Origin of the sequence: Methanothermobacter sp. KEPCO-1, from assembly GCF_008033705.1 — an archaeon.
GTDB lineage: Archaea > Methanobacteriota > Methanobacteria > Methanobacteriales > Methanothermobacteraceae > Methanothermobacter > Methanothermobacter marburgensis.
Genome location: NZ_CP042937.1, coordinates 809,477 through 834,524 on the forward strand (window position 1 = coordinate 809,477; position 25,048 = coordinate 834,524).

Sequence of the window (25,048 nt, forward strand, 5' to 3'; positions counted from 1 at the left end):
TTTTTTTATCATGGCAACTTCGACCCAAAGGCTTATTTAAGGCGCTATCAGATTTATTTTTCCGGTGATTCAATGGCATCTTCAGGTACCTCCAAACTTCTAAAGGGCAGCTTCTTTATAATAATCGGCAACCTCCTTTTCAGGGTGGGTGGATACATCTACCGGGTTCTAATGACACGTCTCCTCGGACCCGAGGGCTACGGACTCCTGGGACTGACACTCCCATTCCAGGGGATATTCCAGATACTGGCCGCCGGGGGTCTGCCGCCGGCAATAGCCAAGTATGTGGCCCAGCACCGGGCCCTCAAGGAGGATGAGATGGCCAGGCAGGTTGTTGTAACCGCGCTGAAGGTCATGATATTTCTTGGTCTGACGTTTTCCCTCGTAATGTTCTTCACAGCCCCCTGGCTTGCAAACCAGTTCTTCCATAAACCAGCAGCCCAGTACCCCCTGCAGGCTGTTGCACTTATAACACCCTTCAGTGTTATAGTGGGTGCCTTCAGGGGCGCATTTCAGGGCATATACCGGATGGAGTACGTCGTGGTTACAAGGGCGGTTGAGCAGGTTTTCATGATAACCCTCGCAGTTGTCTTTGTGATGGCTGGTTTCTATGCAGCAGGGGCGGTTATGGGTACCGCCATGGGTTTTCTTGCCTCGGCCATATCAGCTATCCTGATATTCAAAAGGCTGATGAACAGCTACTTCCCGCCTGCTCCCCCAGAAAAGAGGCTGACCCTCAGGGAGGAGCTGGGGCTTGTGAAAGTGCTTCTCTCATTCTCCATCCCCGTTATAATCACCGCCCTCTCTGAGATGGCAATATATGATATAAGTGTATTTGTGATAGGGGTTTTCATGGCGACAACCTCTGTGGGGTACTACACTGCGGCTGATCCTGTTGCAAGGCTTCCTCTTGTAGTATCACTCTCTGTGGCAACTGCTGTTCTTCCTGCGGCCTCAGAGGCCTTCGCCCTGAATGACAGGAAGCTCCTTGAAACCTACATTGTACAGTCATACAGGGTCGTGACTCTCCTTGTACTTCCCATGTGTGTTGGCATAGCCGTCTTCTCAGAACCCCTCCTTGAACTCCTCTTTGGGAGCAACTTCATCTTCGGTGCCGGGGCCCTGAGCATACTGGTTGTTGGGATGAGCTTCTACACCCTCTTCATGATATCCTCAAGCATCGCCCAGGGGATAGGTTACCCCCGTCTTCCAATGTACGTGCTGGTTGCTGGAACTGTCATAAACCTTGCACTGAACGTTGCCCTCGTACCATTACTTGGAATCGAGGGGGGAGCCCTTGCAACAACAATCGCAGCACTTATCATAATGATCATCATCCTCTGGAAGACCTCAGAGATAACCGGTGTGAAGCCACCTGGCCTCTCACTTCTCAGGATAGGATTCGCATCAGGGGTTATGGGTGTCTTCATGCTGCTCCTTCCCCAGACCATAATGGGGCTCCTTCTGGCAATAATCCTCAGTCCCCTGGTTTACGGTGCGAGCCTGCTCCTTATAGGTGGTGTTGAGAAGAGGGACGTGAGGCTTTTGAGGAAGTCTGCATCAAGGATGGGTCCCCTCTCAGGAGCCATGAACAGGGTGGCTGACCTCATGGACCGCTGGGCAAGGTGATGGCATAAGAATATAAAGAACAAGATCCATAGGTTCTACAATGAGCTTCAGCTGCAGAATTGCCATTGACGGAACCGAAGTCCCCGTGGATGAGAGAAGGTTCAGACTTCTCAGGCTGATCCAGAGCAGGGGTTCCATAAGCAGAGCAGCAGAGGAGGCTGGTATCCCCTACCGCAGCGCCCTTGCCTATATAAAGAACCTTGAGGAACTCCTCGGTGAAGAGGTCGTGGAAACCAGAAGGGGCGGTAAAGGTGGGGGTGGAGGTAGCAGGCTCACAGAAACAGGCATCAGGGTCGTCCTTGAGTATCTTAAATTAAAGAGGGCCCTTGAAAGGCAGATTTCCAGTAACGAAATCAGGGGAACTGTTGAGGAGATTTCAGGGGATGGTTCAAGGATAAGAGTGGGGAACTCCCTCATGGAGGCACCAATGGTTGAGGGTTTATCCCCTGGAGATGAGGTCATACTCCTCGTTGACCCTGAGGACATTGTGCTCATGGGTGAAAGGTACGATACCAGCATGAGGAACATCATTCCAGGAACTGTTACAGGCCTTGAACTTGATGGGGACACTGTGACTGTCAGGATCAATGCAGGGGACATTAAACTCAAGACCCGCATAACACGGGAATCTCAGCGTAAAATGAAACTGAACCCTGGATCCGATGTATATGCTGGTTTTAAGGCTGTTGCTGTTACTGTTCTTAAGATATGACGGATTGGTGGTGATTTAATTGAAGATCATTGTGGATCCAGATAAATGCACCGGATGCGGTGAGTGCCGTGAGGCCTGTCCCAAGGGGGGAAGGATATGGGCCATAGACAGGAGAAATCCTGCCCGGGCCTCAAACCTTGAATTCTGCCACCAGTGCATGATATGTGCAAGTAAATGTCCTGAAGGCGCCATAAGGATCATAAGGGATGATAACTATGAGAAGAAGTCTGAAGACCCGGGAAACCCTTGAAACCCATGTGAAGGTTGATCTTAACCTTGATGGTAGTGGAAGGTCAAATGTGAATACAGGTCTTGGATTCCTTGACCACATGCTTGGATCACTGGCCCGTCACGGGCTCATGGACCTTGAGGTGGAGGCAAGGGGAGATCTGGAGGTTGACGACCACCACACGGTTGAGGACGTTGCGCTGACACTGGGCGAGGCTCTCAGGGAGGCCCTCGGTGATGGAAAGGGTATAAGGAGGATGGCCCATGCTATGGTCCCCATGGATGAGTCCCTGGCCACCGTTGCACTGGACCTGGGTGGAAGACCCTACACAGTACTTGAACTTGATTTCAGCCGTGCAAAGATTGGGGACGTATCATCAGATAACATAGGGCATTTCTTTGAATCATTTGCGGCTTCTGCGGCCATTAACATCCACGCATCTGTGAGGGGAAGTAACGACCACCATAAGGCCGAGGCACTCTTCAAGGCACTTGCAATGGCACTGAGGGACGCTGTACGGGTTGAACACGATATGATTCCAAGCACAAAGGGCAGATTGTAGAGAATCTGTGGATGGCGACGTGCACCTTAAGGTCATTTCATTACTGGACCTAGTATTTTCGCATATGGGAGTCCAGGACATGCCATATCATTGTAGATACGCATTTAGGTTATGGATGCAATTTATGAGGTTTTCGCTTAAATTAATCTAATCTGCCGTCTAAGACCTGATATTGACCTCAGGCTGCATCACAATCATCACAGAAGGATCTCATTACAAAATTTAAGGGGAGTGATTGGTTTGTGTGAACTTCTGGGGTTCTGTTTTAACCGGAAGGTGAAACCATCCTTTTCCCTCAGGGGTTTCAGGATGAGGTCAGAGGATAACCCTCACGGCTGGGGGCTGGCCTTCTATCCAGATGAATCGGTACAGGTTTACAAAGAGCCCTGCCCATCAAAGGAGAGTCCGCTGTCCCAGTTCCTGGAGAACTATGAACCCATAGGTTCCAGGATCATAATATCCCATATACGTCGGATAAGCAGGGGGGAGGAGTCCCACAGGAACACACACCCCTTCCAGAGGGAATGGAATGGACGGGACTATGTGTTCGCCCACAACGGTACCCTCTATATTGATAACCCTGAGGGTGGAAGGTATAAGCCCGTTGGAACAACTGACTCCGAGATCGCATTCTGCCACATCATGAACCGCATCAGTGAGGAGGGCGTTAAATTCAGGGATGACGAGGATTACAAGTGGCTCTGGAGTGTCATGAATGATATCAACGGCTATGGAGATTTTAACTGCCTCCTATCCGATGGTAAGCATCTTTTCTCCTATCATGACATTGAGGGATACAAGGGTCTCTACCAGTTGCATCGAAAGGCGCCCTATGGTCCTGTTGAACTCCTTGATGACGATTACCAGATAGACCTCGCCCATGAGAAGAAGCCTGATCAGGAGGGTTACATCATTGCAAGCAGACCTCTGACCAGTGAAAAATGGGAGGTCTTCATTCCAGGAGAATTGAGGGTCTACAGAGATGGGAAGTTAATCTTCAGGGTCAGTGAGGAGAGTATCTGACGACGGTAAACGACAGCCCATTTCAACCAAGATCCATGCCATCTATAATTTATAGCATGGGCCGCTGGACCAGTGATATTAAGCATCCTGAATATAAACCATGCTCTGGAACGTTGCAAAGGTGAGAATTAGATCCCTATTGAAAGGCTCATATATCAGAAAAAATAAGTGGTTGAAGGTCTATTCTGGCTTGGCCAGAAGATCCTTCTTGCTAAGTGTTTCGCCTTCCTTACCGTGTGGTGTTCTCAGCACGGTGTCGTTGGCCTTTTCGATTTCCCTTGCTTCAACTGCAAGTCTGGCAGCTGCAGATAGCATTTCGTGTGCTGAGGCAACGATTGGTATGTACTGGTCAGGGTCCTGTACCATGAAGCAGCCCCTGACGTCTATGTCAGCCACCTTGGTTGCTATCTCATATGCGGCCATTGCCTTGGCCTTTGCATATGGGTTGGTGTAGCCTGCTGCTTCAACCGCCTTATCTGTGTCTATTACCACCTGTGGAAGTTCAGGTGCCTTTCCGGCTTCAACATCTGCAATCATTGCATCGATTGTGTTCTGCACAACCCTGTATGCTCCTGTGAATGCAAGGACCTTTATAACGTCGGAGTTGAAGGATGCCATCTCTGTTGGGTCCAGGAACTCCCTTCTTGCCCCTATCATCGGGTCGGCCTTTACTATTATGTATCCAAGTCCCTGCTCCTCGATTTCATCCTTGACCCTGAGGCCTGGTGCGTCACCTATGATCATGGCTGGAACATCAGCCGCTGAAAGGAGCTCCCTTGCCTTTGCAGGGCCAGGTGCACCGGGGTTTGGGCTTATGAATATAACAAAGTCCCTCTCCATTTCAAGCATGGTTGGTACTGCCCTTTCGATTTCATCGGGGTTCATTTTTGCACCTGAACCCACGACACAGACATCTATGTTTGGCCTGTCTGCCCTCTCATCAAGTAACAGGTCCAGCACAGGTGAGGTCCCGATGTTACCACATTTTATTATACCAATTTTTACAACCATTAGATCACCAGAATCTTATTATTTTGCGCCTTATTAAGTACTTTATGATTTAAAGATTATGATTAAGCTTTTATACCAGTAGTATATTTTTTACCCTTTCTGGGATCATAATGATTAAAATTTAAATTGTAGTTAATATCTTAATCATTTAATTTAATATCAGGTTTATTAATCCTCATCCCTTTCAACCACAAGAACATTGCCTGTGAATATTTTTGAGAAGATCTCCCTCCTTATCCTGATCCTCCCCATGGCAGGGTCAGCCAGGGTGATGTTTCTATCATCAACCGCGAGAACAACGGTGTAGTGTGCCGTGTCACCGTACCTTACGAATGCGATGTGATTCCTTCTCAGATCTGATATCTCCATCCTGACACCCCTTGCCCTCAACCCCTTCGAGGTTGCTGCGAGTATCAGCCCATACATGGTGGTCCCTGATTCGTCTGTACCTGCAAGCGCGGCCAGTTCTGCCTCGCTGCAGTGAACTCCAAGGTTTCTGAGAACCGTGGCAAGTGCCGCGGGTCCGCAGCTGTATCCGCTGCTCTGCCTCACTATAACCTCATCACCCAGAGACGATTTCATATCAAAAACCTCCACTTTAATACCAGTTTTCATAATAAATTATTAATTATTATTAATAAATGTATGTGGTTGAGGTGAAACAGAAACCCATGAGCTCATATAACGCACGGTGGTCTTGCTTCAAATGAAAAAAGAGCTTGAATGAGCAGCGAGCAAACGCCCTAACCATCGCCAAGAATAGGGGTTCCCCAAGGAATCAATGGCCTGAAGGTACCCATCAGCTACTTGAAACCTTTTCGGGCATCCCAGATGCGCTTCATAGACCTCAATCCGCCCCTGGGACCCGCGACCTCATGGAAATCATCAATGAGCCCTATCAATTTTCTGACGGCCCGCTCAGCATCCCCTACAATTCCTGATGATTCAGGTGGTTTCACATCATCCGCCACCTCACTGAGGCTAGCAGAATCAACCACAGGTATCCCCACCTCACCTGCAAGGTCCACACTCGCGTGTCTCTCATGGAAACCCCTGAGCTTAATTGCCGGAACACCCAGCACCGCGGCCTCGATGGTGAGGCCCATTCCTGCCCCGTATATAACAAGGTCAGCGTAGGCCATGAGGGATGGAAGATCAACAAACCCCTCAAGGACCTCCGTATCCTCTGAACCTACGAAACTCCTCACATAATGTGGACTGAAGCGGAAGGGTACCACTATAATGCGTCTTCCAAGTGCTTCAACTCTCGATATGAGGCCAGGTATATCCTCCCTTCGCAGGTCGCCTCCAAGGACCAGGAGCGTGTAATTCCCAATACCTGGATCCTCAGTCTGGAGGCGGCTCACATAGAGGGCATGGGGGTAGCCACCTATGACCTCAACATTCTCAAGGAGGTACTCATCCTCAAGGTAATCCCTGTAGCGGGTGGATGGTGCCGTTACAATGTCTGCAAATGCTATCATTTCAATGGGGTTGTAGATGTCCTGTTCAATATGAAGGACACCCTTCCCTCTGAGATATGATGCTGCGATGGCCTTCCTCACATCCCCTGCATTCCCGCATGTGAGCACAAGATCCGGGTTTATTTTTCCAAGGTGGCGCCAGGTAGTTGCAATATCCCTCAGGACAAGGTATGCGATTTCCATCTTACCCCCCGATCTGCTCCTGCTGGTTCCCATGGAATAGTACTCCTGGCAGAGGTTCCCAAGGACATCCCCCACCCCCCCACCATGGCACAGGCAGTGGTACTCATGTCCAGATTCCTGCATGAGTGGATGGAAGGTCTTTGCAGGTGCAAGTTCAGCCGCAACCGCCAGTTTCAGGATAACACCTCCAGAGGACGTATATAATTGATATGACAGCGACCATGTAGAACAACCAGACCACAAGGTCTGTTGGGCCTGTTTCAACCCAGATTAGGGTATGGGCCAGAATCACTGAATAGATACCTGTGAAGATTCCATTCAGCGATATCTGAATCCTGTGCATTAATCCAAGAATCAGACCCAGGAGGAACATCTGGATAACCATTGCAGGAAGCCCGAAGTCCAGGAGGGGGGGTCCGAATATGAGTGATGTTGTTGAGTGCCTGTAGCCAAGCACGGCCTCACCGACGATTGCCCGTGGATCCGTTGAGTGCAGGTATCCTGTAAGGGTGTAATAGAGGAGTTTACCTGCAGTTGCCCCCTGATGGTCCAGAAGCCTGTCAAATACCATTAGGGTGTAGCCTGCCCTGTAGAGGAGGAGTTCCAGTGGATTGAGGGTCCAGGTCTGCCATTCAATTGACTTAACAGCAATGTAGCCAACTGATATTGCCACAATGGCAAGAGCTGATAGTAGGAGGCCCATCTGGCGGGGGGATGGCCTTGCAGAGTAGTAGATGGTTATGATACCGCTCAGGAGTATAACCACAACGGTTGTCCTGTAGCCTGTGAGGGCAAAGAGTGTGGCGCCAAGTATAAGTGGAATACAGTACCTCCTCCTGGGATAAGCTGCAAGAAGCATGTTAATTGATGGGAGAAATATGAGGTATGAGAGAAGCCATATCTTCGTGACCGCCCTTGCCTTGAGGTAACCGCTGAGGAGTGGAATTCCCCCCAGAAGATAAAGGTTCAGTGCCTGTAGAATGATTCCAAATGTGACAAGAAGGACCAGAAGTGTTTCCCGGGGATTTCCTGGACTGGCAGGTTTCTCTGTTCGTATCCTTCCAGACATATATGCTCCAAGGATGAATATGCTGGCACCCAGGACCATATAGAGAACTGAAAGCCATGATGGAAGTCTCAGGCCCCTGATGCCCATCAGTGTCCCTGAAAGGGCAAGTACAAGGTATATGAGTAGTGCTATGATGACAGAATATGGGGAGAATATATCAAACCTCATCCTGGAGCTCCCATGCATTCCTTGTGAAGTTTGCGGCAAAGGTGGGGCATGATGCTGCATGTATGTGCACGTAACTTGCAAGGGCCGATCCAGAGGTTATTCCATCCATGGAATCCATTATACCCCTTCCCCTGAGCACCCTGAAGGCAAATTGCGCATTTCCGGTGACTGAGACCCTTGAGTAGTGGAACTCATGTCCCCTGAATACATCCCCCTCCTCTGTTATAAGGTTGTCAGAGACCGCCTCAGAGATCACGTAGCTCAGTCCCTGGACGTTTTTAGTCATCTCAGCACTGTATGGGAACACACCACACATTTTACGGCCATCAATGGACTTCATCAGGTACATCAGGCCGCCGCATTCCCCAAAGATGGGTCTGCCGTCTGCGTGAAACTTCCTCACCGACATCCTCATGGATCTGTTGGATTCGAGTTCCCCTGCAAAGACCTCAGGGTAGCCGCCACCTATGTATACCGCATCAACATCAGGCAGCTCCTCATCATGGAGGGGGCTGAAGTAGACAACCGAAGCCGCGTTATCCTCAAGGGCCTCCATGTTCTCCCTGTAATAAAAGTTAAAGGCCTCATCAAATGCCACGCCTATTTTAACCTTCCTTTTATTTCCTCTCTGCCACAGGGGTTCCCTTTGTCCATCAATTTTCCCTGCAGACGCCATTATATCCTCAAGGGCCTCAAGGTCCAGGTACTCCTCCATTGCACTGCCCCATCTCTCAATGTAGGATGCTATCTGTTCCCTTTCGACGGCAGGTACAAGTCCAAGGTGTCTCTGCTCAACCTCCAGTTCTGCACTCCTTGGTATCCCCCCCACCACCTCAGTCCCTGTGAGTTCCTCCACAGCCTCCTTTGTCTTGAGGTAGTGTCTCCTGTTCTTAACCTGGTTCAGGATAACCCCCCTGATTTTAACCTCAGGGTCAAGGGACCTGAAACCCAGCACCATGGCCGCTGCGCTTTTAACAAGGCTTCTTGAATTTATTATGAGAACCACAGGGGATTTAAGGGCCTTTGCAACTGAAGCTGTGCTTCCAGTGTCCCCGGTTGCACTTATACCCTCATAAAGTCCCCTGACGCCCTCTATTATACCCATTCTGGCTCCAGATATCTTCATTGCCCTTGTGAAGGCCTCCCTTATCTGGGCATCTGTCATGAAGAAGGAGTCAAGGTTCCTTGAGATGTTGCCTGTGGCCATGGTGTGATATGATGGGTCTATGTAGTCCGGACCCACCTTGAAGGGCTGGATGCCCCTATCTGAGAGTGCCCTCATTATCCCGGTTGCTATGGTGGTCTTGCCAACTGCGCTCCCTGTCCCTGCAAGTACAAGTCTCATATATGAAACTCGATGCTACATTTATTTAAATTTTGGGAGAATAGCAGCTTTCCTCTGTTTTCCCAGAAATTAAAAAAAGGATTTGTCAGAAATTTCATCTGAGAAGGTATCTTGCCCTTGATGTGTGTGACTTTCCATGGACAAGGCAGAAGTCGGCGTCGCATCTGCTGCAGAACCACATCCCCTCTGGACATGTGGGGCCCTCTTCATACCTCAGTGTTCCGTGCCTGCCACAGAAGGGGCAGTAATTCCTGAACCGTGATTTATGCTCTCTGTAATCCCCATGGAGTGAACATGAACACCTGCCACTGGCCTCAACGTAATCCGCAGTTACAGTGTGGAATGATGCTCCCACATCCCTTGATGTGCGTCTGTAGGCCCTCACATGTTTCCTTTTGAGGACCCTCTTTTTATAGTATGCCTTTGTGTGGATCCTCTTTTTGGTGTACTTCTTATTATACTTCTTCGCATCCACCTTCAGGGGTTTTGCGCTGATCTCAGTTCCTCTATCCTCCACCTCAGAAGCGGTTATGCCCGCTGCAGCTATGGAGAATAGAAATAAAGATGCAATAAAAAGTCTCTTAATTTTACCGCCTCCAATCCAGAAAGATATTTGCTGCTCCCTCTGGATGTTAGGAATATAACTGTGACATCATATATAAATATTTTGCCTCAGAATTGAAAAATAAGATGTTTTAGAACTCTTTTTTTCAATCAGAGCCTTCTAATTACTTTTTAAAAATTGAAGTGATGGGTGTGATCTTTTAATTTCTTCTTTAAATCACTGTGACACTACTATTTCCTTTTTTCAAAAAATAAGCCATATTAAACCGTTTTTTAAATTGAATGATCTGATGGTTTATTTAAGGGAGTGCAGAGGCGCCATCCTGAGAGGATGCGCAACATGAAAAAAGACCCGTCTTCATATCAGGGGACTAAATGGATTATTTTGAATTTTAAATATTTTTTTGTGGTTAAAAATTAATTTAAATCTTTTTTATGGCTTAAAAGCAATTATAATCCTTTCAGATCATTCATACTATCTCCCCCATCAGAATCACTGCGGATCCCACGAGCCCCCTGATAAAATTAGTTATAGAATCATGGACATACTATTCACCATGAGTCTTGCTGAAAGGGTCCAGGTGCTGAGTGACAGTGCCCAGTTTGACCTCTGCGACTACAGTGCAGATCCCTCCCAGAGGAACCCCTCGGTGCCGGGTATCTACTACACAAGTTACAGGGGCTGCAGGGTGCCCCTCTTTAAGGTTCTGCTCACCAACAGGTGCTGCAACGACTGCAGGTACTGTATAAACAGTGCAGAGAAAGAGCCTGTTGAACTGAAACCTGAGGAAATTGCAGGGATATTCCTTGACTACTATGAGAGGCGCTACGTTGATGGACTCTTCCTCAGCTCCGGGGTGAGCAGGGACCCTGATGAAACCATGGAGAAGCTCCTGGAGACACTCAGAATCCTTAGGCTTGAGGGCTATGGCGGCTACATACACCTCAAGATCATACCGGGCTCATCCATGGACACTGTAAGGAGGGCCATGGAACTTGCAAGTCGTGTGAGCATCAACCTTGAGACCGCGACCAGGGATGGTCTTGATGAACTTTCATCCACCAAGGACTACACTGTTGACATCCTGCGGAGAATGAGGTGGATCAGCAGGTTCAAAAAGAGATACCCCGAACTTGCAACCTCAGGCCAGAGCACCCAGCTGATGGTGGGGGCTGTTGATGAAACAGATGAGGATATAGTTAAACGTGTTAAGTGGATCTACGATAAATATTCCCTCAGAAGGGTGTACTTCAGTGGTTTTCAGCCCATTGAAGGGACTGAGCTTGAGAAAAGGGCCGAAGCAGATCCCCGGCGCGTCTTCAGACTTTACCAGACAGACTCCCTCATTAAGTCCTATGGTTTCGGTGTTGATGAGTTGAGGTTCAGTGGGGGCTACCTGGACACCTCTGTGGATCCAAAGTACGCCGCAGCCATGGAGATGGATATCTTCCCGGTGGACCTCAAGACCGCCCCCTATCATGAAATCATCAGGGTCCCTGGAATAGGACCCAGGTCAGCCAGAAAAATAATTGAACTGAGGGGTAAGGTTAACCTCACCCAGGATATCCTGAAGGGAATGGGGGTGAGACTGGGCAGGGCCGAGCCCTTCATATACCTTGACGGATCCCAGACAACCCTCAGCAGCTGGAATAAGAGTGATTGAATTACTGGAGTTCAGAGAACATCTCCCATATTTCAGGGTACTTCTCCTTCACGGCCCTTTCTATGAGGTCCGATGCCTCCCTGCTTATGCTGAACTCTGGCTGTGTCTTTTTCAGGTACCTGAGTACCGCTGCAGACCTTGCAGACCAGAGGGTTATGCGGGGGTTGCGTTTAACCTCCCTTATAACAGCCTCAACCTGCACATCTCCACCCACTGAGTCGGAGGTCTCCTTCAATTCCTTCCTTGTCCTTGACTGGATGAGTGCATCGAGTCCCATTCCAAGGCCCTTCTTCTGTGTCATCATATCACTCCATATCCAGTATTTCGGCTGCGAGTTTCATGTAGGCCCCCGTTCCTGTGCTTTCAGGGTCATAGGTGATGCATGGTTTTCCATGGCTGGGGGCCTCTGCAAGGCGTACGTTTCTCGGTATCCTTGTTCTGAAGATATTCTCCCTTTCACCAAAGAACCTTTCAACCTCCCTCTGCACGTCCCTTGCAAGGCGTGTCCTGGAGTCGTAGAGGGTTATGAGTATCCCCTTTATGGGGCAGGGGCTCTGGAGACGTTCCTCAACAAGGTTCATTGTCCTTAGGAGATCGGCCATTCCCTCCAGGGCATAGTACTCTGCCTGTATCGGTATTATGACGCTGTCGGATGCCACTAGGGCGTTGAGTGTGAGGATCCCAAGTGAGGGCGGGGCGTCTATGAATATGTAGTCGAATTCATCCCTCACATCCCCCAGGGCCTCCTTGAGGATGGCGTGGTATCCTATCTCGCTGCTGAGTTCGATTTCTGCACCGCTGAGGGATATGTTGCTCGGTGCAAGGTACAGGTCCTCAAGTTCGGCGGGCAGTATCACATCCGTGAGGGATGCCTTTCTGCTGAGTACTGTGTAGATGGTTGAGTCCAGTTCAGATTTATTCACACCGAACCCTGTTGTTGCGTTACCCTGGGGGTCCATGTCAACCACCAGCACCTTCCTCTCAAGTAGTGAAAGGGCTGCCGAGAGGTTCACTGCGGTTGTTGTCTTGCCACAGCCCCCCTTCTGGTTTATGATTGAAATTATCTCTCCCATTTAATCACCTGATTTAGGATGATCACTTGGAACTTAGAATTTAGAACTTATAAATTATATCTTATAAGTTATAACTTATAAGAAGATGGGTCAAAAAATATTTTTAGAAGTTGATTCTCTCTGAAAGCCTGACAGGGAGGGGCAGCCTTCTGAATGGCATCCCCCGGGTCTCTGATCTGACGAGTTCGATGAGCTCCTGGAGATCCATCTGAACCTTTTCACCTGTGCTCCTGATGTTAACTGTGAGTTTGCCCTCCAGTTCGCTGTCACCCACAACCACAACATAGGGTACCCAGTCCTGGGCAGCGTTCCTTATCTTCTTACCAAGGGTCTCTGCCCTGTCATCAAGGTCCGCCCTCACATCATTTGCAGTCATCTCTGATACAAGGGACTCTGCAAATTCAAGGTGGCGCTCGGCAATTGGAAGCACCCTTACCTGTGTCGGTGAAAGCCAGACAGGTAGCATGGGTGGTTTCTCATCCATCTCAATGGCCGTCTTTTCAAGTAAACTGCAGATAACCCTCTCTATGCTTCCTGTTGGGCTGCAGTGGAGGATTATGGGGTTGACCTCCTCCTCATCACTGTTAACATAGGTTATGCCGAATCGTTCCCCGCTCTCAACATCTATCTGCACTGTTGGATTCTCTATTGGCCTTCCAAGGTAATCTATGGCTGCAAAGTCCATCTTGGCAATCCAGTAGTGCTTCCTTGAGGGCAGAAGTTCAAGTAGTATCGGTTTCCCTATCCTATCGGCCACTGAGTGCACCCAGTCAGAGTACTCCTCATAGAACTCCCTGGTGGCCCTGAATATCACCTCATAGTTCACCTGGAGGTCCTCACCGGTCTTCATGCACATCTCCACCTGCCCTGCAAACTCGGTGAGGGCCTGTTCAAGGTCGGCGCATACAGTGTGAAGGTCGGGCATTGTAAAGCCCCTGAGCCTTTTGAGGCCAACCACCTCACCCTTCTTCTCAAGCCTGAAGCTGTAGGTGGAGAGCTCATATATTGAGGCGGGGAGATTCTTCCATGTGAGGAAGGAATCTGAGAGTATCCTGAAGGCCCCAAAGCAGCATGCGTATCGCAGCATGAGTTCCTTCTTGTTCTTCATTCTGTACTGCCTTTCACCGAACTTCTCTGCATGGACCCTGATGGCCTCGTCCTCAAGGTCATACATTATGGGGGTCTCAACCGGCATGGCCCCCTCACTGGTTACGAGCATGTAAACGTAGTCTGCAAGAAGATCCCTTATCAGCCTTCCCCGGGGGTACCATCTGAGGTGTCCCACATCGGCTGATGGCTCATAATCCGCCAGGCCCTTCTCCCTCATGAGTCTAACGTGTGGTGGCTCCTCGCCGGATGATTCAAGCTCACCCAGTTCATACTTCACAAGGTTTTCAAGGTCCCTGCTGGTGAAGTCGAATTCCTCCGGTCTGATTTTCTGGCCCCTATGGAGTATGAACCACTCTGATTCCTCTGATTCCTCCTCCTCTTTGAGGGGCTCCGGCCTTATGGTCCTTGAGAGCTCCGATAGCGGGTGGCCCTTGCAGGATATTCTGAACGCCTTGTACCAGCCGAAGGGGACCCTTGAGACCTCAAGTCCCCGCTCCCTCAGTGCCTCCTCCATTCCCTCAAGAACCCTGCGGGCTGTCTTTGGGGAGCTCAGTGAGGAGCTGAGGTGCGCATATGGATATATAACCACATTATCAGCCTTAACGTCGCCAAAAACCCTTACTATTTCATTTACCGCATTTTCAATGACTGAATCCGGGTTCTCCTCATCCTCAGCCTCCACCGCTGTGAAGACCACAAGGGACTCGGTGAAGTGTCCCTTCATTTTATCTTCAGGTATTTCCTCCGCTATCCCTGTTTTGTTCTTTGTCTCGTATTCCAGGTAATCAGAGTGAATTAACAGTATCCTCATGCCATCACCTTGTAAGAATAATATAATGTTATTGTTTTAAGGCGGAGGTTTTTAAATATTGCCTATGGCAACAGTGATAAAACTCCGCAATACTGCATATCCTCTGAGTCTGTTCTGAAGACATGCAGATTGCTGTAATAGGTGTTGTGGTTAGATACCTCCGGTGCCCCCATTGGATTTCCCGTACCATATGCTGTCAAATATCCTTGAATAGTTCTCTGCTATCTCAGGGTACTGGTTCCATATACCCATTGCAGTCTCAGGTATCGGGGACCCCTCAGGTGTGAACCTGGAGAATATCCACATCATCTCCCCCGAATCCCTCACAAACATCCGGACAGGCGGCATGCTCACGACCCTCACCTCACATGGGAGATCAAGGTCCTCCGGGGCCATTATCCTTACATCAGCACCTCTATCCACTATCCTCTCAATTGCGGGGCGCAGCTCCCTCAGCTCACCCCTGAATATGAAACCCATCCTCATTTTGAGTTCGGACCTTGTCCTTGATATTATCTCGAGTTCCTTCTTCATTATCTTCTCCTGTCCGTGTATGAGCCATACCGGGGCCGGTACCCTCGCAACCTGGTCCTCGTAGGTTCGCCTGAGCTGGTGCATGGCCTCATCCAGTTCCTTCATTATTCTCCTCTTCTCCCTCCTGAAAACCTCTGCAGGGGGAACCACATGATACCTGAGGGGTTTGCCGCGCTCCACCTCCACAAATCCCCTGTCTGAAAGCTGCCTCAGTACCTCATAGATCCTTGACCTTGGGATTCCCGATGCCTTGGCGGCCTCCGATGCCCCCGCAGATACCAGTGACACCATTGCAGTGTATGCAGCCGCCTGATAGTCCGTAAGTCCCATGAGTTTAAGTGCCTTCATTACCTTCCGTTCCATCCAGACACCTTTTTTGTTACATTTTATACTCAAATAGTGACAAAAATTATATATAATTTGCTGTCAGTTTTTAATATGGTGATTGAAATGAAGTACCGCTGCAAGGTATGTGACTACATATACGACCCCGATGTGGGTGACCCCAGATCAGGTATAAAACCAGGGACGCCCTTCGAGGAACTTCCAGAGGACTGGCTCTGCCCGGTCTGCAATGTGGGGAAGGACCAGTTCGAACCCCTCAAGGGTGAAATAAAACACGTGCGACCAGAGGATATAGACATGTTCTGCTACCAGTGCTCCCAGACCGTCCGTGGAAAGGCCTGCACAGTAAAGGGAGTCTGTGGAAAGGAAGCAACCGTGGCAAGACTCCAGGACAACCTTCTATTTGCAATTAAGGGTATCTCGGCTTACCTCTACCATGCCCGGGAACTCGGATACACCGATGAAGTTGTGGATGCCTTCCTTGAGAGGGGATTCTACTCAACACTCACCAACGTGAACTTCGATGCAGAGGAATTCGTAAGCCTAGCCCTTGAGGCTGGTGAGATGAACCTCAGGACCATGAAGCTCCTCAAGAAGGCCCACATGGATACCTACGGGGAACCTGAACCCGCAGAGGTTAGGGTTGGGGCCCTTGATGGTCCCGCCATAATAGCAACAGGCCACAGCCTGAAGGCGCTTGAAGAGCTGCTCAAGCAGACTGAGGGTTCCGGTGTGAATGTGTACACACACTCGGAGCTGCTCCCAGCCCATGGTTACCCTGGCCTCAGGAAGTACCCGCACCTTGCCGGGCAGCTCGGCGGCCCCTGGTTCGACCAGAGGGAGACCTTCTCACGCTACAGCGCCGCGGTGCTTGGAACCTCAAACTGTGTGCTCCTTCCACGTGACAGCTACAGGGATAGGATGTTCACCTGTGGTGTTGCCCGGCTCCCGGGGGTTGAACATGTGGATGGCTACGACTTCAGCCCGGTGATAGAGAGGGCCCTTGAGCTTCCACCCCTTAAAGAGGAGGACTCCGCGACACTAACAACAGGGTTTGGGCTCTCAACAATCCTCTCACTTGCAGATAAAATAAAGGAACTGGTGGAGGAGGGTAAAATCAGGAGGTTCTTCCTTGTTGGTGGCTGTGATTCACCCCTGCCACAGGCAAAGTACTACACCGAATTTGTGAGGAAGCTCCCTGAGGATACCGTGGTTCTCACACTGGCCTGCGGCAAGTACCGTTTCAACTCAATGGATCTGGGTGACATAGATGGAATTCCCCGGCTAATAGACCTGGGCCAGTGCAACGACTCCATAGTGGCAGTGGAGCTTGTGGAGGCACTGAGCAACCTCTTCAGTATGGACGTGAATGAGCTGCCCCTCAGCATAGTCCTCAGCTGGATGGAGCAGAAGGCCGCTGCAATACTCTGGAGCCTCCTATCACTTAACCTCAGGGGCATGTACATAGGTCCCATACTGCCTGGATGGGCCAACGATGACATCATAAATGTGCTCGTTGATAAATATGAACTCACACCAATAGGTGACCCTGAAGAGGATATAAAGAAAATGATGGGGTGATGAACAAATGGAGATTAAGGGAAAGGTTCTGAAACTGAATGAACTGATTGACTACCAGGACGATTCAGTGGTGAGCAGGGAGATCATCAGAAAGGACACCGGTACCGTGACCCTCTTTGCCTTTGACGGGGGTCAGGGTCTCAGTGAACACACTGCGCCCTTTGATGCCATGGTCCAGGTGATTGAGGGTGAGGCGGAAATTACAATAAGTGGAGAGAAGAACCGTGTGGCCGCAGGGGAGATGATAATAATGCCGGCCAATGAGCCCCATGCGGTGATGGCGGTGGAACCCTTCAAGATGCTCCTCACCATGATAAGGTCATGAGTGTGTGCTGGATTCAAATTAAGAAGGGGCGTCAACACCATCAAGCCTGACAAATCAAAAATAACTAGATCCCCATAAGGCCAACCGCCACGAGACCTGTGAGCACAATGACAAGGAAGAGGGTCCCCACCCTTTTCCCGAACATTTTTGTGCCGAGTGCAAAGGCTATTCCGCCCTTTATAATTGTGTTTGAGACTCCAGCGAGGGTTATGGCAGCTGCAGCTGTTGATGAACTTACAGAACCACCTGCTGCCAGTAAAGACATGCTCACAGTTATTGCATCAACATCAGCAACCCCAGAAATCACAGCCGCTGCCAGGACACCCCCACGACCAAGGTAGACGTTCGCTGCCTTGGATAGGAACAGAATTGCCAGGAAAATCGCCCCGAATATGATTGCAGGCTTAACAGAGAATGGGTTTTGAATTTTAATATCCTGATCAATCTTCGATGGTGACCTGATGAACAGAACACCCAGGGCCATCCCGGTTACCCCCATGGCAAGCATTGGGGGTGCAACGTACCCCATCAGTGAGGGGTTTATAACGGAGACCTCCAGCAGGATTCTGAAAAACATCATTGAACTTGAAACAACCGCCGCAAACACCGCTGGCATCATGAGATCACCAGATTCCCTCACACGCCCCGCCATTGCCGTAACCACAGCTGTACTTGATACAAGCCCCCCTATTATTCCGGTGGCGCTAAGGCCCCTGTCTGGCCCTGCTATCTTCATGGCAATGTAACCTGCATAGCTTATGGCTGATATGAAAACAACCATCAGCCAGACCTGATAGGGGTTGAAAACCCCCCACGGGCCAAGTGATGTATCCGGAAGAAGAGGGAGAACCACAAAGGCTATTACGAGGAATTTTATTGTATCTATCATCTCCCTCTCACTTATCCTCCTTACGGCAATGTGAATGTACCTTTTGAGGGCAAGGAGCGCCGTTACAATGATGGCAAGCATTGCTGCAAGTCTGTAATCACCTGAAAAACACATGGCCCCAAGCATGAAGGTTATAAAAGCTGCGACCTCCCCTGTTATCCCGATATCCCCATCATCCCTCGTGCTCACAATGTAACTTGCGGATACTATGGCAACCAGCCCCAGAAAGGCAAGAGGAAGCATCAGAGGGAAAATCCCTGATAGATACGCTGAAAGGGCCCCCATGAGTGATATCAGGATGAAGGTCCTTATACCCGCAAATTCAGTCCCCTGGGTCCGCCTCTCCCTCTCAATACCCACCAGGGCCCCTATGGCAAGGGCTATCAAAAACTTAATTACCGGGAAATCCATGTTATAATATATGACAGTTAAATTAATATTATTTATTCCATGATAATTAATAATAATCAGGGTGATGATAATAACGGTGATTCCATGAAAAGTGATACCATAAAAAGGGGAATACAGAGGGCGCCCCACCGCTCCCTCCTCAGGGCATGTGGCCTGACAGACCGGGACTTTGAAAAGCCATTCATAGGGATAGCCAACAGTTACACGGATATCGTGCCAGGCCACCTCCACCTTCGAGAACTTGCAGATGAGGTCAGGGCTGGAATCAACGCTGCAGGTGGAGTTGCATTTGAATTCAACACCATGGCCATATGCGACGGGATAGCCATGAACCATGAGGGCATGAAGTACTCCCTCGCATCAAGGGAGATAGTCGCAGATACCGTGGAGAGCATGGCAATGGCCCACGCCCTTGACGGACTTGTCCTTCTCCCAACCTGTGACAAGATAGTCCCTGGTATGCTGATGGCCGCTGCAAGACTTGACATACCATCAATAGTGGTCACCGGCGGCCCCATGCTACCCGGAGAGTTCCAGGGAATGAAGGTTGACCTCATAAATGTATACGAAGGTGTAGGCGCAGTGAGTGCAGGTGAAATGAGTGAGGATGAACTCGCCGAACTCGAAAGATGCGCCTGTCCAGGTCCAGGTTCATGTGCCGGACTCTTCACAGCCAACACCATGGCCTGCCTCACAGAGGCCCTGGGTATGAGCCTCTCTGGATGCGCAACCGCCCATGCTGTAAGCTCAAAAAAGAGACAGATTGCAAGGCTCTCAGGCCACAGGATAGTGGAAATGGTGAATGAAAACCTCAAACCCACAGATATAATGAGCAGGGAGGCATTTGAGAACGCGGTGATGGTGGACCTTGCACTTGGGGGTTCAACCAACAGTGCACTCCACATCCCGGCCATAGCAGCTGAGATAGAGGGCCTTGGCATCGACCTTGACGTCTTTGATGAGCTGAGCCGTAGAATACCCCACATAGCATCAATATCACCGGCAGGTGAGCATATGATGATAGACCTTGATAGGGCAGGGGGAATACAGGCTGTCATGAAAACCCTCAGGGATCACCTCAACACCAGCTGCATCACCTGCACAGGAAAAACCGTCGCTGAGAACATGAAAGATGCCAGGGTGAGGGACGCCACGGTTATAAGGCCCCTGGATGACCCGGTCCACCATGAGGGTGGCCTCGCCATACTCAGGGGTAACCTGGCACCCCGGGGCTCCGTGGTGAAGCAGGGAGCCGTTGCAGAAGATATGCTGGTCCATGAGGGTCCAGCCAGGGTATTTGAAAGTGAAGACGAATGTGTTGAGGCAATATTCGGTGGGGAGATAGCCGAGGGAGATGTTATCGTCATAAGATACGAGGGACCCAAGGGCGGCCCTGGGATGAGGGAGATGCTGAACCCAACCTCTGCAATTGCAGGTATGGGGCTTGAAAGGGTGGCCCTCATAACCGATGGAAGGTTCTCAGGCGGTACCAGGGGGCCATGCGTGGGTCACGTATCCCCTGAGGCAATGGAGGATGGACCCATAGCAGCTGTGAGGGATGGGGACACAATAAGGATAGATATACCCTCAAGAAAACTTGAGGTTGATCTGGCAGAAGATGAGATCAGAAGAAGGATTGAATCTGCAGAAAAACCGGAACGCCACGTTAAGGGATGGCTTGCACGCTACAGGAAACTCGCAGGTTCAGCAGATACAGGTGCCATTCTAAGATAGGTGTAAGTATGAGTGACGATAAGAGGGAATTGCTTGAGGCAGCAGCATACATTCTCCTCCTCTTACTTGCTGTTGTTGCATCACAGCACATGAACGTGGTTGTATCAGGAAGCATGGAGCCCGTCTTCTACAGGGGAGACATAGTGATAATCGAAAAGAGCAACTTTTTCGGAATAAAGGAACTGAACCCTGAAAACGTACAGAAGGGTGACATAATAATCTATGACGCCACATGGTTCCCTGAACCGGTCATACACAGGGTTATAGCCGTTGAAAAGGATAAATCAGGTGAAAAATACTACATCACAAAGGGTGACAACAACCCATCACCTGACCCTGCACCTGTGTACCCATCACAGGTTGAGGCGAGGGTCATAACTGTGGGTTCAAATCCACTAATGATACCCAAGGTGGGCTACATAACACTCTGGCTTAAGGGACTCTGAAGGCAGGTGAGGAAGTTGTTCAGATACATTGAAAACAGAGCAAGGGATTCAATAATTGAAGCGCTTGAGAAGCTACAGCTACCGGTACCATCAGAGATAAAACTGGAGGAACCACCAAACCCCCAGCTGGGTGATCTTGCATCCACTGTGGCCTTTGAACTTGCAGGTGAACTCAAAAGGCCGCCAATGGAGATAACCTCAGATATAATGTCAGTGATTGAAACTCCTGAGATCTTTGAGGCCGTTGAATCAAAGGGGCCCTACATAAACTTCTTTGTTGACTATGGGAAGCTCTCAGGGAAACTCCTTGAAATCATGGATGACGACTACGGGTCCCATCCAGAGAGGGGTGAGATGATAATCCTTGAGCACACCTCTGCAAACCCCAACGGTCCGCTGCACATAGGGCATATAAGGAATGCCATCATAGGGGATTCGCTTGCAAGGATACTCAGAAAGGCAGGATACCAGGTTGAAACCCAGTACTATGTCAATGACATGGGGCGCCAGATAGCCATGATAGTCTGGGGCCTCCTGAACCTACAGAAAAACCTGGATGACTACCCCGGGGATAAGAGGGATCACCGGGTTGGAAGGCTCTACCTTGAGGTTAACCAGAAACTCAGGGAGGATCCTGGTATAAAGGACGAGGTGGATGAACTCCTGAGGAAATACGAGGCCGGTGAGAACGAGGACACCTTCAGGGAGGTTGTGAAGTACTGCCTGGATGGGATGAAGGAGACCATGCAGAGGCTCCATGTCCACCACGACAGGTTCGTGTGGGAGGGGGAACTGGTGAGGGATGGGACGGTTGGTGAGGTTATAGAATCCCTCAGAAAAACTGGACTCACCAGGGAAAATGAGGTCCTCTACCTTGACCTTGAGGATTTCGGCATTGAAAAGGAACTTGTGCTAACCCGTTCAGATGGAACCTCCCTCTACTCAACAAGGGACATAGCCTACCATCTCCAGAAATCCCGTGAAGGGGATATTCTCATCGACGTCCTTGGATCAGACCATAAACTTGCAGCAGAGCAGGTGGGAATCGCCGTGGATCTCCTGGGTGGTAAGAAACCAGAGGTCATATTCTATGAGTTCATAACACTCCCCGAGGGCTCAATGTCCACCAGGAGGGGTGTCTTCATATCGGTGGATGAACTGATGGATGAGGCCCATAAAAGGGCCCTTGAGGAGGTTAAAAAAAGGAGAGAACTTCCAGATGACGTTGCAGATGAAATCGCCGAGGCCATCGGCAACGGGGCCATAAGGTACTATATAGGACGCCTTTCCCCCGAGAAGCACATTGTGTTCAGGTGGGATGAGGCCCTCAGCTTTGAACGTGGCTGTGCATCAATACAGTACGCCCATGCAAGGGCGTGCAAGCTCCTCAAGAAGGCATCCTTCAATGGTGATGAGGACATCGAAGACGCCTGGAAACCTGAAGAAGACGAAAGGGAACTTGTGCGTCTCCTTGCCCGTTTCCCTGTGGTTGTTGAGGAGGCCGCCATGGCAAGGAGGGTTCACCCTGTGGCGCAGTACGTGCAGGACCTTGCAAATGCCTTCAACAGTTTCTACAGATCCACACCTGTCATAGGGTCTGAATTTGAGGGTGCAAGGCTGAGGCTCGTTGATTCTGTTAGAATCGTAATCAGGAATGCCCTGGGTCTTCTGGGTATACATGCCCCGGAGACCATGTAAATTTAATTTTTGGTTAACTGGTATTCAGAAAAATTGCTGGGTGCCCCACAATGTATTGAAGTCTGGCATTCAGTCGGCGTTGGATAAAAGAAGGATGCTATGAACAGAGAGGCCCTCCTTGGACTCCAGTTCATAACTGCCTGAGCAGTCCATCACAGGCAACACCCTCAATCATCCCATGAGCCAGTGCATTATCGCCTTCTGTGCATGTAGCCTGTTCTCTGCCTGATCCCAGACAACTGACTGCGGCCCGTCGATGACCTCAGAGGTTGTCTCCTGCCCCCTCACAGCAGGAAGACAGTGCATGAATATGGCATCAGGGGATGCGAGTTTCATGAGCTCTGAGTTCACCTGGTAAGGCCTGAATACCCTGAGGCGTTCATCCGCCTCTTCCTCATAGCCCATACTGACCCAGACATCGGTGTAGACAACATCCGCGCCATCAACAGCTTCCCTTGGATCATGGAGCACCCTTATCTCCGAACCACTTTTTCTGGCGATTTTCTCTGCCATTCCAGTGATTTCTGGGTCGGGTTCATAGCCTCCTGGGCAGGCAACGTCCATGTCCATCCCCAGCATTGCTGTTATGAGGAGCAGTGAGTTGCAGACGTTGTTACCATCACCCACAAATACCAGTCTACCACTGAAGTCCCCCAGTTTCTCCCTTACAGTCTGCATGTCAGCCAGCGCCTGGCATGGGTGTTCAAGATCCGTAAGGCCATTTATAACAGGGACAGAAGACTCTGATGCAAGTTCAACCACGTCTGAGTGCCTTATGGCCCTTATCATGATCCCATCAACGTATCTGCTGAGGGTCCTTGCAGTGTCTGCTATTGGCTCCCCCCTTCCAAGCTGCAGGTCCGATGCTGATAGATAGAGGGGCTGTGCACCCAGCTGGGATGCTCCAACCTCAAAGGAGACCCTGGTCCTTGTTGATGATTTCTCAAAGATCATTGCAAGGGTCTTACCCTCAAGGACCTTCCCTGTGATTTCCCCTCCCTTGTAGTCATCTGCAAGGTCAAGGAGTGCCACCACGTCGTCCATGTCACATACAGATAGAAGATGCCTCATCTGCCCAACTCCTCAGGACCGGAGGTCCTCCATGTGCTTCACCCTCTTCTCGACAAGCTCCCTGGTACCTATATCTCTCCGGTGGTAGAGTTTTCCCTTCACGTATCCTGTGGCGTTCTCACAGAGCTCCTCTGCAGAGTATATGTCCTCTGCAAGGGCCACCAGTGCAAGTGCCCTGGATGAAGAGGTGTATATGGTGCTGTTCTCCTGGTTAACCGCTGCATAGTACGTTATAACCCCCATGTCCTCTATCTTATCCTCTTCAACCCTTATTTCAGAGCCTGCAACCCCCTTATCAGGGTAGCCCTCAGGTACAAGGTACTTGCATACCGTTGCAAGGTTCCTGAACCTTGCCCCGCTGAGGTTTCCGTCCACGATTCCCTCACAGATCTCAAGCATGCTGGACTCAAGTAGTGGGAGTACATTCATTGCCTCAGGGTCCCCGAAACGTGCATTGTACTCTATGAGTTTCGGTCCGCCGGCTGTAAGCATGAACTGTCCATAAAGAACTCCCTTATAGGGCCCTGTCTCACTTTTAATTGCATCGATTGTCTTCTGCATTATCTCAACTGCTTCATCATAGTCCTTCTGTGTCAGGAACGGTAAAAGACCATCTGAGTCTGAGTAGGAACCCATCCCTCCTGTTATTGGGCCCTGGTCACCCTCATATGCGTGGGGGTGGTCCTGTACTGCGGGCATTGGTACGATACGATCGCCGTCAGAAAAGGCCTGGACAGTGAATTCCTCCCCAACAACCCTTTCCTCTATAACAACGCTTGCATGGCCACCTATACGATTATCTATTACCTCGCATGCGTATTCGATTGCCTCTGAGTTGTCCTGGAGGTGTTCACCGACTATCTTAACACCCTTTCCGCCTGTGAGTCCCACCGGCTTTACCACAGCCTCGCCCTCAAAGTCATCCATGAATTCCCTGAGTTCATCTCTGTCATCGAAGACACGGTAGGTTATTGAGCCGGGGATACTGTAACTTTCAAAGAGTCTGCGCATGAATGACTTGTCTGTCTCAATTCTGGCAGCCTCCCTGGTGGGCCCCACCGATGGTATGCCTGCTTCCTCAAGGGCATTGACCAGCCCTGCCTCAAGGGGTGCCTCAGGACCTATGAATGCCATATCAACGCCCTTACTGGATGCGAAATTGACCACCCTTTCTGTGTCAACCTCAGGAGCAACCATGAATTCACTGGCAAGCCTTGATATGCCGGGGTTCCTGTTACCCATCACAGAGTATATCGTTGCCTCATCTGCCAGTGCACTGCATATGGCATGTTCCCTTGCTCCTGTTCCCACAACAAGTATTTTCATCGGATAATCCTCCCTGAAATTGATAAACTTAAATCTCCCTATTGTTTTATA

Annotated in this window: 24 protein-coding genes; 11 read left to right on the forward strand and 13 right to left on the reverse strand. The window is 50.0% G+C overall.

The genetic code is table 11. The annotated features are described in order from the left end of the window. Positions 1–72 precede the first annotated feature (72 nt). The 5 genes from FVF72_RS04260 to FVF72_RS04280 all read left to right on the forward strand — a co-directional run bounded on the left by FVF72_RS04260 (position 73) and on the right by FVF72_RS04280 (position 4,155). Positions 73–1,629, forward strand: coding sequence for an oligosaccharide flippase family protein (locus FVF72_RS04260; protein ID WP_147671293.1), 1,557 nt, complete (start codon positions 73–75; stop codon positions 1,627–1,629). 40 nt (positions 1,630–1,669) lie between these two features. Continuing rightward, positions 1,670–2,341 (forward strand): TOBE domain-containing protein, encoded by a 672-nt coding sequence (locus FVF72_RS04265; RefSeq protein ID WP_147671294.1) that lies wholly within the window; start codon positions 1,670–1,672, stop codon positions 2,339–2,341. Positions 2,342–2,360: 19 nt separating this feature from the next. Continuing rightward, a complete protein-coding gene (locus tag FVF72_RS04270) occupies positions 2,361–2,591 on the forward strand; it encodes a 4Fe-4S binding protein (protein WP_147671295.1) in 231 nt (76 codons plus the stop codon). Then, positions 2,557–3,132, forward strand: coding sequence for an imidazoleglycerol-phosphate dehydratase HisB (gene hisB, locus FVF72_RS04275; RefSeq protein WP_147671296.1), 576 nt, complete (start codon positions 2,557–2,559; stop codon positions 3,130–3,132). Before FVF72_RS04270 ends, hisB begins: the two co-directional genes overlap by 35 nt. 231 nt (positions 3,133–3,363) lie before the next feature. Further along, entirely contained in the window at positions 3,364–4,155 is a 792-nt protein-coding gene (locus tag FVF72_RS04280) for a class II glutamine amidotransferase (protein ID WP_255503802.1), read from the forward strand. Between the two features lie 180 nt (positions 4,156–4,335). Here the strand turns inward: FVF72_RS04280 and FVF72_RS04285 are convergent, their stop codons facing one another. From FVF72_RS04285 to FVF72_RS04310, 6 genes are all read right to left on the reverse strand, one after another. After that, complete coding sequence (locus tag FVF72_RS04285) at positions 4,336–5,166, reverse strand: F420-dependent methylenetetrahydromethanopterin dehydrogenase (protein ID WP_147671298.1); 831 nt, start codon at positions 5,164–5,166, stop codon at positions 4,336–4,338. 168 nt (positions 5,167–5,334) lie between these two features. Continuing rightward, entirely contained in the window at positions 5,335–5,748 is a 414-nt protein-coding gene (locus FVF72_RS04290) for a cysteine peptidase family C39 domain-containing protein (protein ID WP_147671299.1), read from the reverse strand. 221 nt (positions 5,749–5,969) lie between these two features. Further along, positions 5,970–6,956 carry a hypothetical protein gene (locus FVF72_RS04295; RefSeq protein WP_255503803.1) on the reverse strand — a complete coding sequence of 329 codons (987 nt, stop codon included), beginning with the start codon at positions 6,954–6,956 and terminating at the stop codon, positions 5,970–5,972. Between the two features lie 31 nt (positions 6,957–6,987). Further along, complete coding sequence (locus FVF72_RS04300; protein WP_147671300.1) at positions 6,988–8,070, reverse strand: oligosaccharide repeat unit polymerase family protein; 1,083 nt, start codon at positions 8,068–8,070, stop codon at positions 6,988–6,990. Beyond that, the gene (cfbB, locus tag FVF72_RS04305) at positions 8,060–9,415 is read right to left on the reverse strand and encodes a Ni-sirohydrochlorin a,c-diamide synthase (protein ID WP_147671301.1); all 1,356 of its coding nucleotides are present in this window, start codon (positions 9,413–9,415) and stop codon (positions 8,060–8,062) included. Before cfbB ends, FVF72_RS04300 begins: the two co-directional genes overlap by 11 nt. A 94-nt stretch (positions 9,416–9,509) precedes the next feature. Further along, entirely contained in the window at positions 9,510–9,890 is a 381-nt protein-coding gene (locus FVF72_RS04310) for a hypothetical protein (protein ID WP_147671995.1), read from the reverse strand. A 646-nt stretch (positions 9,891–10,536) separates the two neighbouring features. On the opposite strand from FVF72_RS04310, the gene FVF72_RS04315 reads away from it, so the two are divergent. Further along, a complete protein-coding gene (locus FVF72_RS04315) occupies positions 10,537–11,643 on the forward strand; it encodes a radical SAM protein (protein WP_147671996.1) in 1,107 nt (368 codons plus the stop codon). 1 nt (position 11,644) lies between these two features. Here FVF72_RS04315 and FVF72_RS04320 read toward each other — a convergent pair whose 3' ends face one another. The 4 genes from FVF72_RS04320 to FVF72_RS04335 all read right to left on the reverse strand — a co-directional run bounded on the left by FVF72_RS04320 (position 11,645) and on the right by FVF72_RS04335 (position 15,534). After that, on the reverse strand, positions 11,645–11,944 hold the full coding sequence (locus tag FVF72_RS04320; protein ID WP_013294882.1) for a hypothetical protein: 300 nt from the start codon (positions 11,942–11,944) through the stop codon (positions 11,645–11,647). 4 nt (positions 11,945–11,948) lie between these two features. After that, positions 11,949–12,716 (reverse strand): ParA family protein, encoded by a 768-nt coding sequence (locus FVF72_RS04325; RefSeq protein ID WP_013294881.1) that lies wholly within the window; start codon positions 12,714–12,716, stop codon positions 11,949–11,951. A 103-nt stretch (positions 12,717–12,819) separates the two neighbouring features. Next, a complete protein-coding gene (locus FVF72_RS04330) occupies positions 12,820–14,637 on the reverse strand; it encodes a threonine--tRNA ligase (RefSeq protein ID WP_013294880.1) in 1,818 nt (605 codons plus the stop codon). Between the two features lie 150 nt (positions 14,638–14,787). Then, positions 14,788–15,534: a TrmB family transcriptional regulator gene (locus tag FVF72_RS04335; protein WP_147671302.1), complete on the reverse strand. Its 747-nt coding sequence runs from the start codon at positions 15,532–15,534 to the stop codon at positions 14,788–14,790. Between the two features lie 75 nt (positions 15,535–15,609). On the opposite strand from FVF72_RS04335, the gene hcp reads away from it, so the two are divergent. Beyond that, complete coding sequence (gene hcp, locus FVF72_RS04340; RefSeq protein ID WP_255503804.1) at positions 15,610–17,097, forward strand: hydroxylamine reductase; 1,488 nt, start codon at positions 15,610–15,612, stop codon at positions 17,095–17,097. Positions 17,098–17,104: 7 nt separating this feature from the next. Continuing rightward, complete coding sequence (locus FVF72_RS04345) at positions 17,105–17,422, forward strand: cupin domain-containing protein (RefSeq protein WP_147671304.1); 318 nt, start codon at positions 17,105–17,107, stop codon at positions 17,420–17,422. A 64-nt stretch (positions 17,423–17,486) separates the two neighbouring features. Here FVF72_RS04345 and FVF72_RS04350 read toward each other — a convergent pair whose 3' ends face one another. Further along, on the reverse strand, positions 17,487–18,722 hold the full coding sequence (locus tag FVF72_RS04350; protein WP_255503805.1) for an MgtC/SapB family protein: 1,236 nt from the start codon (positions 18,720–18,722) through the stop codon (positions 17,487–17,489). 84 nt (positions 18,723–18,806) lie between these two features. Here FVF72_RS04350 and ilvD point away from each other — a divergent pair, with 84 nt between their 5' ends. From ilvD to argS, 3 genes are read left to right on the forward strand one after another with little or no spacing between them, the layout of a single operon-like run. Continuing rightward, positions 18,807–20,456, forward strand: a complete 1,650-nt coding sequence (gene ilvD / locus FVF72_RS04355; RefSeq protein ID WP_147671306.1) for a dihydroxy-acid dehydratase — start codon at positions 18,807–18,809, stop codon at positions 20,454–20,456. A gap of 8 nt (positions 20,457–20,464) precedes the next feature. After that, positions 20,465–20,902 carry a signal peptidase I gene (locus tag FVF72_RS04360; protein ID WP_147671307.1) on the forward strand — a complete coding sequence of 146 codons (438 nt, stop codon included), beginning with the start codon at positions 20,465–20,467 and terminating at the stop codon, positions 20,900–20,902. 15 nt (positions 20,903–20,917) lie between these two features. Beyond that, a complete protein-coding gene (gene argS, locus FVF72_RS04365; protein WP_147671308.1) occupies positions 20,918–22,600 on the forward strand; it encodes an arginine--tRNA ligase in 1,683 nt (560 codons plus the stop codon). Between the two features lie 171 nt (positions 22,601–22,771). Here argS and argF read toward each other — a convergent pair whose 3' ends face one another. Together argF and purD are read right to left on the reverse strand one after the other, a co-directional pair. Next, the gene (gene argF, locus FVF72_RS04370; RefSeq protein WP_147671309.1) at positions 22,772–23,671 is read right to left on the reverse strand and encodes an ornithine carbamoyltransferase; all 900 of its coding nucleotides are present in this window, start codon (positions 23,669–23,671) and stop codon (positions 22,772–22,774) included. 12 nt (positions 23,672–23,683) lie between these two features. After that, a complete protein-coding gene (purD, locus tag FVF72_RS04375) occupies positions 23,684–24,997 on the reverse strand; it encodes a phosphoribosylamine--glycine ligase (protein WP_147671310.1) in 1,314 nt (437 codons plus the stop codon). Positions 24,998–25,048 lie beyond the last annotated feature (51 nt).

Excerpts from the sequence above, each read along its gene's own strand:
- FVF72_RS04260 (WP_147671293.1), top strand. The coding sequence starts at position 73 with ATGGCATCTTCAGGTACCTCCAAACTTCTAAAGGGCAGCTTCTTTATA.
- FVF72_RS04265 (WP_147671294.1), top strand. The coding sequence starts at position 1,670 with ATGAGCTTCAGCTGCAGAATTGCCATTGACGGAACCGAAGTCCCCGTG.
- hisB (WP_147671296.1), top strand. The coding sequence starts at position 2,557 with ATGAGAAGAAGTCTGAAGACCCGGGAAACCCTTGAAACCCATGTGAAG.
- FVF72_RS04285 (WP_147671298.1), bottom strand. The coding sequence starts at position 5,166 with ATGGTTGTAAAAATTGGTATAATAAAATGTGGTAACATCGGGACCTCA.
- FVF72_RS04290 (WP_147671299.1), bottom strand. The coding sequence starts at position 5,748 with ATGAAATCGTCTCTGGGTGATGAGGTTATAGTGAGGCAGAGCAGCGGA.
- FVF72_RS04295 (WP_255503803.1), bottom strand. The coding sequence starts at position 6,956 with ATGCAGGAATCTGGACATGAGTACCACTGCCTGTGCCATGGTGGGGGG.
- FVF72_RS04300 (WP_147671300.1), bottom strand. The coding sequence starts at position 8,070 with ATGAGGTTTGATATATTCTCCCCATATTCTGTCATCATAGCACTACTC.
- cfbB (WP_147671301.1), bottom strand. The coding sequence starts at position 9,415 with ATGAGACTTGTACTTGCAGGGACAGGGAGCGCAGTTGGCAAGACCACC.
- FVF72_RS04315 (WP_147671996.1), top strand. The coding sequence starts at position 10,537 with ATGAGTCTTGCTGAAAGGGTCCAGGTGCTGAGTGACAGTGCCCAGTTT.
- FVF72_RS04320 (WP_013294882.1), bottom strand. The coding sequence starts at position 11,944 with ATGACACAGAAGAAGGGCCTTGGAATGGGACTCGATGCACTCATCCAG.
- FVF72_RS04325 (WP_013294881.1), bottom strand. The coding sequence starts at position 12,716 with ATGGGAGAGATAATTTCAATCATAAACCAGAAGGGGGGCTGTGGCAAG.
- FVF72_RS04330 (WP_013294880.1), bottom strand. The coding sequence starts at position 14,637 with ATGAGGATACTGTTAATTCACTCTGATTACCTGGAATACGAGACAAAG.
- FVF72_RS04335 (WP_147671302.1), bottom strand. The coding sequence starts at position 15,534 with ATGGAACGGAAGGTAATGAAGGCACTTAAACTCATGGGACTTACGGAC.
- hcp (WP_255503804.1), top strand. The coding sequence starts at position 15,610 with ATGGTGATTGAAATGAAGTACCGCTGCAAGGTATGTGACTACATATAC.
- FVF72_RS04345 (WP_147671304.1), top strand. The coding sequence starts at position 17,105 with ATGGAGATTAAGGGAAAGGTTCTGAAACTGAATGAACTGATTGACTAC.
- FVF72_RS04350 (WP_255503805.1), bottom strand. The coding sequence starts at position 18,722 with ATGGATTTCCCGGTAATTAAGTTTTTGATAGCCCTTGCCATAGGGGCC.
- ilvD (WP_147671306.1), top strand. The coding sequence starts at position 18,807 with ATGAAAAGTGATACCATAAAAAGGGGAATACAGAGGGCGCCCCACCGC.
- FVF72_RS04360 (WP_147671307.1), top strand. The coding sequence starts at position 20,465 with ATGAGTGACGATAAGAGGGAATTGCTTGAGGCAGCAGCATACATTCTC.
- argF (WP_147671309.1), bottom strand. The coding sequence starts at position 23,671 with ATGAGGCATCTTCTATCTGTATGTGACATGGACGACGTGGTGGCACTC.
- purD (WP_147671310.1), bottom strand. The coding sequence starts at position 24,997 with ATGAAAATACTTGTTGTGGGAACAGGAGCAAGGGAACATGCCATATGC.